Genomic DNA, 9,522 nt, shown 5'->3' with positions numbered 1-9,522 from the left:
CCGTTTCAATCTCAATGCTGCTCTAAAATCATAACTTAGTCCTTTAAAAGTTGCTTAAGTTATTTTTACAAGCTGCCTAATTTAACAGGCTTTCCTCATACAGTTTGTAGCGTTTGTAGTAGCTCTTGAATCGTGTAGGGCTTAGTGAGGAAGTTGTTAATGCAGCTAGCCTCTCTCAATTTATCGTTAGCCACAAATCCACTGATGGCGATCGCTTTGATTTGGGGATTAATTTTTTGAAGCGTCTGAATCGTTGTCAGCCCATCCATTGATGGCATCATCATGTCGACTAGTGCTACAGCAATTTTGTGTTTGTATTGAGCGCAAAGCGAAATTGCTTCGATTCCATCATTGGCTGTCAGCACGTGATAGTTATAGGCTTCTAACGAAACTTTAGTCGTTTCTAAAATTGCCGTTTCATCATCTACAACGAGAATCCATTCGGCATTTCCGTTAGACGGCTCAGGAAGTTCTACTCGCGAGGAAACGGATGCTTCTACAGCTGGTAAAAATACTTTAAACTCAGTGCCTTCACCAACTGTGCTAAACACACCAATGAATCCTCCGTGACTTTTGACAATGCCCCTCACGGTAGAAAGCCCTAGCCCTGTCCCTTTACCAATCTCTTTCGTTGTAAAAAATGGTTCAAAAATTCTATCTGCAATTTCAGCTGACATTCCGATTCCCGTGTCTTTAACGCTCAGTCCAATGTAGAAACCGACCGATGCATCGAGATTCATCCGAGCATAGCGTTCGTCCACAAATAGGTTTTTAGCCGAGATGGTGAGCGTACCACCATTCGGCATCGCGTCCCGAGCATTGACAACCAGATTCATTAACACTTGATGCAGGTGAGTTGCATCTCCAGACACTACCCCCAGTTCTGGTTCTACATACGTCAACAACTCAATGGATTTAGGAAATGTCTTCTCAGCAATCTGCTTAACTTCGTAGATCAGGTGTTTCACTTGCACGATCGCCCGTTTACCCTCCACGCCACGAGTAAATTGCAGCACTTGCTTGACCAAAGCAGCTCCACGTTTGGTATTTGCTTCAACGATCTTCAGCAAATGCTGAGTCTGCTCGTCGGCATTGGGGAACTTGAATTGTAACAGTTGTGCCGTGCTCAGAACGGGGGTGAGAATGTTGTTGAGATCGTGAGCGATGCCACCTGCAAGCGTCCCCAAGCTTTCAAGTCGTTGCGTTCGCAGAAATTGGCTTTCGAGCTGTTTGTTTTGGGTAATGTCTGTATTGACTGTCAAAATAGATTTTGGTTGCCCTTGCGGATCGCGCACTAAAGTCCAACGGCTGGCAACAATAATTTCTTTGCCCTGTTTATTGACTTGATGCAATTCACCTTGCCACGTACCAGACTCTTTTAAACTTCTTTGAGCAGTTTCAAGTTGCTCGAGCGAGTTTGGTCGATACAAAAGTCGATCTGCGTTTTGACCGATCGCCTCTTCAACATTCCATCCGTAGATCTGCTCTGCTCCCTTGTTCCAATACCGAATTTTGTTGTCCAAATCTCGTACTAGAATGGCATCTGTGGCGATCTCCAGTAGAGCCGCCTGTTCCCGAATCTTGTCTTCTGCCTGCTTGTACTGCTTTAGGTCAAGGACAAAGCTAACGATCGCCTGTTGAGATTCATCGAGCAAAGCCCCGGCAATCATAACAGGAATGCGACATCCATCTTTGCGAAAATATTCCTTCTCAAAGGCATTAAAAGCTCCAGAATCGATCAATTCCGCCACCGCTGCTTGATTGAGATGGGCATATTCTGGAGGCGTAATCGCCTGCCAGTTTAAATTCCCTGCTTTTAGGTCAGCGCGATCGTAGCCCACGATTTGGAGGAAGGAGTCATTGGCATCTGTAATGCTGCCATCTGTCCTGCTAAAAACAACACCGATGACATTGGATTCAATTAAATGTCTAAAACGAGCTTCACTACGCTGTAGTGCTCTAAATGCTTGCTCGCGTTCTTCTTCTAACTGCTGACGTTTTTGAATTTCTTGTTCTAACCGCTCGTTCTGTTGAATTAAACGTTTTGTTAGGTTTTGCAGCCGCAGGTGGGTATTGACTCGCGCTAAAACTTCCTCATGATTGAGCGGTTTGGTGATGTAATCAACCGCCCCAAGATTTAAGCCTTTAACCTTATCAACATTATCGCTAACAGCCGTCAGAAAAACGATCGGAATCTCTCGTGTTGCTGAGTTTATTTTTAAGCGACGGCACGTTTCAAAACCATCTATTCCAGGCATGAGAATGTCTAGCAAAATCAAATCGGGTGGAGCATACTCGGCTAGGGCGATCGCTCTTTCCCCATCTTCAGCCACTACCACTTTGAAACCAGCAGTTTCTAGCAAGTCGAGCAGGACATCTAAATTAGTGGGCGTATCATCCACAATTAAAATGACACCTTTTTCACCAATCTCTGTATCCATGACCACCTCTTAAACTTGCTGCAAAAATTCCAAAATTTGCCGCCCCTTAAATCCTTTGGCAAGCTGCCGCAAGTAGGTGGCAAAAGGGCTCCACTGCTGGTTCGACTCCTCTAATTGTGTCGCTCGTTTGGCAATGGCGCGTAAATCTCCTCGCATTGCTAAATCTAGCAAAATAGCGATCTCTTCTGCCGGTGGAATGGGAAAATCAGGGGAAGCTGAGGAAGAACTTGCTTGGCTACTTTCCTGCTTGTCCTTATTCTTAAAGGGTTCCTCAGTTGCGCTCTCACTCTCGTAAACCCATTCTAGTTTCAAGTGTTCTTGCAATTTCTGCAGGAGGTCGTCTTCTCGAATCGGTTTCGGCAGAAAATCATTACAACCCACCTTAAGGCTCTGTTGCCGATCGAATTCAAAGACGCTAGCCGAGATTGCAATCACTACGATGTCTTTAAACATTGGCATCGCTCTGAGCCGACGGGTTGCCTCAAAACCATCTAAATTTGGCATTACCAAATCGATCAGGATGGCATCGGGCTTAAACGCTTGCGCCTTATTCAGTCCGTCTTGTCCATCTACAGCGTCTAACACATCAAATCCAAGCGGCTCTAGGAAATTAATCAGGATAGAGCGATTTATCGCTTTGTCGTCTACGACTAAAATTTTCCGCTTGTCGCCTTTGACTGCTAAAATTGTGCGCTTTAAGGCAGCAGTATCCGTTAATGAATGAGTTGCTGGCAGGTCTAGATCGAGCCAGAAAGTGCTGCCTACTCCCAAAGTACTCTTAACCTGAAGCGTTCCCCCCATCATCTCAACCAGTTGACGACTGATGGCTAATCCTAACCCCGTTCCTTCTGTCTTGCGGCTATTTTCGCCCACCTGTTGAAACGGCTGGAAAATTTCCTCAAGCTGCTCCGAGGCAATGCCAATACCGGAGTCTTCAATTTGAAAGCGAATCTTCTGCTGAAGATAACTCACTTGAAAGACGATCGTTCCGGTTTCGGTAAATTTGATCGCATTGCCAAGCAGGTTCAGCAGGACCTGACGTAGACGTTTGTCATCTGCCCGAATTGATTTAGGCAGAGGAGGCAGTGTTTGATAAATTAACGCAATCCCTTTTCGATCGGCTTTAATTTTGCAAATCTCTACAATGCTTTGTAAAAATTCAGCAAAATCAAACTCTCTGGGGTAGAGTTCCATTTTGCGGGCTTCAATTTTAGCAAGATCTAAAACATCATCGATCAGCGTTAGCAGGTGTTCCCCACATTGATGCACGATCGCCATCCGATTCTTTTGCTGCTCGGATAAATCTCGGTCTTTTTGACAAATCTGGGTATACCCCAGGATACCATTGAGCGGCGTACGCAGTTCGTGGCTCATGTTTGCCAAAAATTCACTCTTGGCACGGTTGGCAGACTGGGCTATCTCTTCTGCCCGTTGGCGATCGCGCACCTCTTGCTGTAGCTGCTCTGTCCGCTCTTCTACTTTTGCTTCCAGCGTTTTGCTATAATCTTCTAACTGTTCGTGCGATCTTTTCAAGTCAGCGTTAGCAACTGCCAAATCTTGATAAAGGCGTGCATTCTCAATTGAAATCGCAGCTTGAGAGGATAATAACTGTAAAACTTCTACTCGCTCTGTTGTAAAAGCATCCGTTGTCAAATTGTTTTCTAGATAAAGAATACCAATAAGCTTGCCTTGATGGAGGATTGGCGCGCACAAAATGGATTTTGGCTGGCGAAAAAGAATATAGTCATCTGCTGTGAAAATTCCTTCACAGGTAGCATCATTCAGAACCACATTCTCCTGCGTTTGCCGGACATAATTGATGATTGATAGCGGTAACTCCTGGCTTGTTTCTACAGCAATTGATTGTTGAACGACGATCTCATTCTGATTGCTCCGTCCAGCCGCTTCTATAAAAAACTTCGAGCCTTTTTCTAAAATTAATATCCCAGTTTCTGCACCCGCATTTTCCAGCAAAATCCGCATCAACGTTGTCAGCAGCTTACTTAACACAATCTCACCTGAAAGAGCTTGGGCTGCTTTCATGACAGTAGCTAAGTCAAGGGTATTGACAGTTTCAGAATGATTTGTTGTTCTTTGGGAATGTGTAGCGATTGTTCCGTTCTTGACTGAAGTTCTAGCAAGAAACTGGGGATATTTTTCCTCTAGATGCTCGACTTTCCCCCGAGCGCCCCAAACCTGATACGCATGATATGCTTTTTGTAGATAGAGTTGGGCGATTTCTTCTCTTCCCCATCCTAAATAACACTTGCCTGCTAGTTCACACGCCAGTGCTTCTTCATTCAGGTATTCATTTTCTTTAGCTAAAGCAATGGCTTTGTCATACATTTCCATTGCTTCAATTTTTTCTCCTAAAACTCGATACCGTTCTGCCTCCACTAGATAGTATTTATGCAGATGATTCATTGGGGCATAATGCGCCCATTTGAGCATTTTTTCTTGATTAGCTTGGACTTTGTCAAGGATGCCCTGTTGCTCAGGCTGTGAAGTTTCGGAATATACAGCTAACTGTACTAGAGAATCGTAGAAATAGAAGATAACAACGGTTAGCTGCCCTGTAGATGCGCCAAAAGAATTCTCTATTTGGGGAATACTATTCAAAGCTTCTGGGTAATTTTCAAACACATAACAAAGCGCCAGCTTGTGCAAGTATAAATAATGAATCGCTAATTGGTTATCGGTTTGCTGATATAGCGGCAGCATTTTTTCTTCGTCGTATGCTTCCCCCTTTAACTGGCAGAGATTTTGGTTTCTGCCCATCATGTTTAAAACGGCTTGCCAACAAATTTTTGTATTATTAAGTGCTGTTGCTTGACCAATTTTATGAATGGCATCCGTATAAGTTGCTATCTCTCGTTCGAGTTGCGTTAGTTGCTTGCTAACAAAAAACGAGTAATGACTCCATACCATAATGGCATAGCCGGCATATTCTAAATCTCCCGTTTCCAGCCCGCTAGAGAAAGCTGACAGGAAAGGTTTTAAGGTATTGTTGACGTGTTCTTTCCAATGTTGAACGCCAGCATACACCAAGTGACACGTCTTGGCTTCGATTTCTTTGGCATTTAGCTTTGACACTAGACGTAAAGCTAATTGACCGAACTCATAGCCCCGCTTAATATTTCTTATGACCCCGCAAAGAAGAAGACTATATACGGCATATGCAAAGGGAGACACAGCAGCATTGCCATACTGAACGGATAAATCGACCTGTTTGCATACGATTAAAGGTACTAATGGGGGCCTCGCAGAATAGCAAGGAGAAAATATACTTGATAGAGTCCTTATCGCTGCTAGCTGATGAGGAGCGGTCATTTCAGGGAGATCGATTAATTCCTCAGTTCGCCTGTCGCCCAAAATTGCCGCAGTTTCCCCCAGCGCCTGCCCAATATCAGATGGGTTTGGCGAGTCGGGAAACTCTACCCCCAACTGCTTTAAGACTTGCAGCCCTGTATTCAGTGCTTCCAGCAGCTTATTCTGCCCCATATAAGCTTGAATCTGGACTTCGTACACTTTTATACAGTCCAACAGCGTTTTGGCGCAGTTTTGCACTATTTCAGCCAATCTCTGCATTTCTTCAACATCACCACTCAGAAATGCTGCCTCTGCTGCTTCGGTATGCAGTGATAATGTCAGCTTGTACTCAGTATTCCAACTAAAATCTCCTAACAGTCTCAAACCAGCTTGCAAATATTCAATCGCAGCTGCATACGCCGCTGATGCTTTCGCTTTCTGTCCGGCAATTAAGTTAAGTTTGGCGATTTCAATTCGTTCCGCTTTATCCGTAATTAGCTCAATTCCTAAATTGAGATGATCGACAATTTCAAGTATCTTTTCTGATAATGTTTCTGGTAATGTGTTTTGCCAGAGTAAATGACCAATTTGCAAGTGAGTAGCTTGCTTAGAACTCCGATCGATCAGCGCATATGCAGCTTGTTGCACCCGATCGTGGAGAAATTTAAATTTGAGATCTAGAGGATGAGTGCCTGTATCGTCTTCCAATAAAATTTTTACATCAGATGCGACTGAGACTAAACCCTCTTCAATTGCAGGCAATAAATTTTGATAGGTAACGGCAGGCGATCGCTTATAAATAATTAAAAGAGTCTGTAAGTCAAACGTGTTACCCACACAAGCAGCCAACTGCAACACATGCTGAGTAAGATCGGGTAATTTTCGCAGCTTCTGAATCATCAATTCAACAACATTATCAGTAATATCAAGTGCCTCAATTTGGGCGATATTCCATTGCCAGTAAGGTTTACCGATCTTCCATCCTGCATTGAAAGTTAACAGGTTTTCTTGATACAGTGTTTTGAGAAATTGATTGACAAAGAAGGGATTTCCTGATGTTTTGCGAATGATTAATTCAGCTAACGGTTGAACAGAAATTGTATCACTATGAAGCGTGTCAGCAATGAGATTGCTAATATTGGCAAGAGTTAAGGGAACCAAGGTAATTTCATTAATGACAACGGCTTTAGAGTGCAGTGAATCAAGCGTCCTCATTAAGGGATGGCTTGGGCTGACTTCATTATCTCGATAGGCTCCAATTAAAAATAGATAGCCTGTTTCTGTATCGGTCACGATCGCATCCAGCAGCTTAAGCGTGGCAGAATCAGCCCATTGCAAATCATCTAGAAACAGGACTAGAGGGTGCTCTGGTGAGCAAAAAACACGGATAAAGTTTTGAAAAACAAGATTAAATCTATTTTGTGCTTCTGTTGGTGCCAACTCAAGAGCGGTGGGTTGCTTCCCAATAATCAGTTCTATATCTGGAACAACATCAATAATGACTTGGGCATTGTTGCCCAAAACTGCTAAAAGTTTGGTTCGCCATTGCCCTAGTTGGAATTCACTTTCAGTCAAGAGTTGTTTCACTAATGATTGAAAGGCAGCGATAATTGCAGAGTAAGGAATATTGCGCTGAAATTGGTCAAATTTACCGGATATGAAGTATCCCTTTGCGCCAACAATCGGTTTGTGGATTTCATTGACTAATGACGATTTACCAATACCAGCGTAACCCTTAACCAACATCACTTCAGTTTTACCAGCACTGACGCGATCGAAGGCATTCATTAACAAATTAACTTCGCGATCGCGCCCATACAGCTTTTCTGGAATCGAAAATTGGCTGGACGAATCAAACTCTCCCACCTGGAAACGAGAAATCGCCCCAGAGGTTTGCAACATCGTTAGACACAGTTCTAAATCAGCCTTCAGTCCTAGCGCACTTTGATAACGTTCTTCCGCTGTCTTGGCAAGTAACTTCATGACAATTTCGGATACTACTTCTGGAATCTCCGAATTGACAAGATGAGGCGGGGTTGGTGTTTTAGCAATGTGACAGTGAACGATCTCCAATGCATCAGTCGCTTGGAACGGCAACTGCCCAGTTAATATCTCATAAAAGGTAACGCCTAGAGAATAAAAGTCCGTGCGGTAGTCGAGCGAGCGGTTCATTCTCCCTGTCTGTTCTGGAGACATATAAGAAAGTGTTCCTTCGAGGAAGTTGACGTGACTAATCGCTAAATTTTCTCTTGATAGACGTGTAGAAATCCCGAAATCAATCAGTCTGACTTCACCCGTTTTTTTCTTAAAAAGGATGTTATCCGGTTTAATATCTTTATGAATAATCTTCTGCTGATGAAGTTGCGCCAGAATTGCAGCTAAGTGAATTGCAATTTGTAAAAATTTGTTTAATGTGAATTGTCGTGCGGCGATCGCTTTTGCCAGCGATTCTCCATCGAAATCAGGCAGAATGAGAGCCAGCCCATTGCGGTAGCTTTCTAAAGCTAAGGGCTTAACAATTTCTTCAATTTCTAATTCTTGCAGAAGTTGATATTCGTGTCTTAACCGAGTCAATTGGTCAAGTGTTGGATACTCGGCTTTCAACGTTTTTATAATCACAGACATTGAGCCTAGATCGCTTTTAGACACCGTCTTAGCCCGATAAATACAGGTAGTATCTCCTTCATAAAGGACTGCGAGCAAGTTGTAGCCAGCGATCGTAGTATTCATTTTCGCACAAGGGATAAGCCAATCGCGCTGCTTAAGATTAACTCCATCTGCTTCAGTCTAGCAGTTCCACACATCCACCCTGTACGGCCTTTGCGGCATTGTCAACTTAACAGGAAAAATTTAAAATTAAGCACGATGATCCCTGAGTGATGGTAATCGCTCAATTTATGCAACCGAATTTAACCCAACGACTTCTTGCCAATCTTCAAATCGTTGGCGTAATTGTTGGCGATAGCGCTATCGCGGTCAGTTGATGTTGTTTTGGGTGAAAGTGGTCTCGAATCGGTCCAAAAGCGGAAAGAAAGCGTTGGGCTTGCCCTGGGGATTTGAATCGCCGCATCCGTCGCTCTCGAATTCGTGTCGGTTGATGAGAGTTCTCCGCCCGGTTGTTCAAGCCCTTGTGCTGTCGATGCTCTACCCGCTTCATCAGCTGTTTCTTTGCCGCTGCGTAACTCTTAAGTTTGTCAGTCACAATGACGCGGGGCACGAAACCTTGTTTCTTCAACAGTTTGCGAAAAAAACGCTCTGCCGCCCTCGTGTCCCGATGTCGTTGTAGTAAAACATCCAGCACGTTCCCCTCCGCATCCACAGCCCGCCACAAATAATATTGCTGTTTTTTGATTGTTACCACGACCTCATCGAGATGCCATTTGTCGGCAATGAACGGGCGTTGACGACGAAGTTGATTTGCATATTGCTGCCCAAATTTCTGGCACCATTCCCGAATCGATTCATAGGTCACCTCAATGCCACGATACAGCATCATCTTCTCAATGTCCCGATAGCTCAAGGGGAAGGTGTAGTAGAGCCAGACACAATAGCTGATAATTTCGCTAGGGAATCGGTGACGGGAGTACATGAGGTAGAAATCGTGAGCCGAGTGGAACCAGTATAATTATTCTACTTTTGGCTTAAGTTGACAATGCCGCTTCTTGATACAAATGGGTAGGAGTTGGCTCACAACCCGATCAATAGCTCAAGCCAGCTAACGGCTCTGGCTGAGCAGCTGTTGATACCTTTGTTACAACACTAGCAAGCTTTG

Annotated in this window: 2 protein-coding genes and 1 pseudogene; all 3 read right to left on the bottom strand. The window is 44.0% G+C overall.

Features of this window, described 5'->3' with window-relative positions:
* Nucleotides 1-95: 95 nt before the first annotated feature.
* The 3 genes and pseudogenes from DSM107010_RS27105 to DSM107010_RS27095 all read right to left on the bottom strand — a co-directional run bounded on the left by DSM107010_RS27105 (nt 96) and on the right by DSM107010_RS27095 (nt 9,339).
* Nucleotides 96-2,441, bottom strand: coding sequence for a hybrid sensor histidine kinase/response regulator (locus tag DSM107010_RS27105; protein ID WP_106168731.1), 2,346 nt, complete (start codon nt 2,439-2,441; stop codon nt 96-98).
* 9 nt (nt 2,442-2,450) lie between these two features.
* Complete coding sequence (locus tag DSM107010_RS27100) at nt 2,451-8,480, bottom strand: hybrid sensor histidine kinase/response regulator (RefSeq protein WP_106168730.1); 6,030 nt, start codon at nt 8,478-8,480, stop codon at nt 2,451-2,453.
* Nucleotides 8,481-8,645: 165 nt separating this feature from the next.
* A pseudogene (locus DSM107010_RS27095) lies at nt 8,646-9,339 on the bottom strand (IS6 family transposase).
* Nucleotides 9,340-9,522 lie beyond the last annotated feature (183 nt).

It is taken from the genome of Chroococcidiopsis cubana SAG 39.79 (assembly GCF_003991895.1).
Taxonomy (GTDB): Bacteria; Cyanobacteriota; Cyanobacteriia; order Cyanobacteriales; family Chroococcidiopsidaceae; genus Chroococcidiopsis; species Chroococcidiopsis thermalis.
The sequence above is the reverse complement of the archived record's forward strand: the minus strand, read 5'-3'. Positions and strand labels throughout refer to the sequence as shown.

Bases quoted from the DNA above. Each gene is read 5' to 3' on its own strand.
- DSM107010_RS27105 (WP_106168731.1), bottom strand. From the start codon at position 2,441: ATGGATACAGAGATTGGTGAAAAAGGTGTCATTTTAATTGTGGATGAT.
- DSM107010_RS27100 (WP_106168730.1), bottom strand. From the start codon at position 8,480: ATGAATACTACGATCGCTGGCTACAACTTGCTCGCAGTCCTTTATGAA.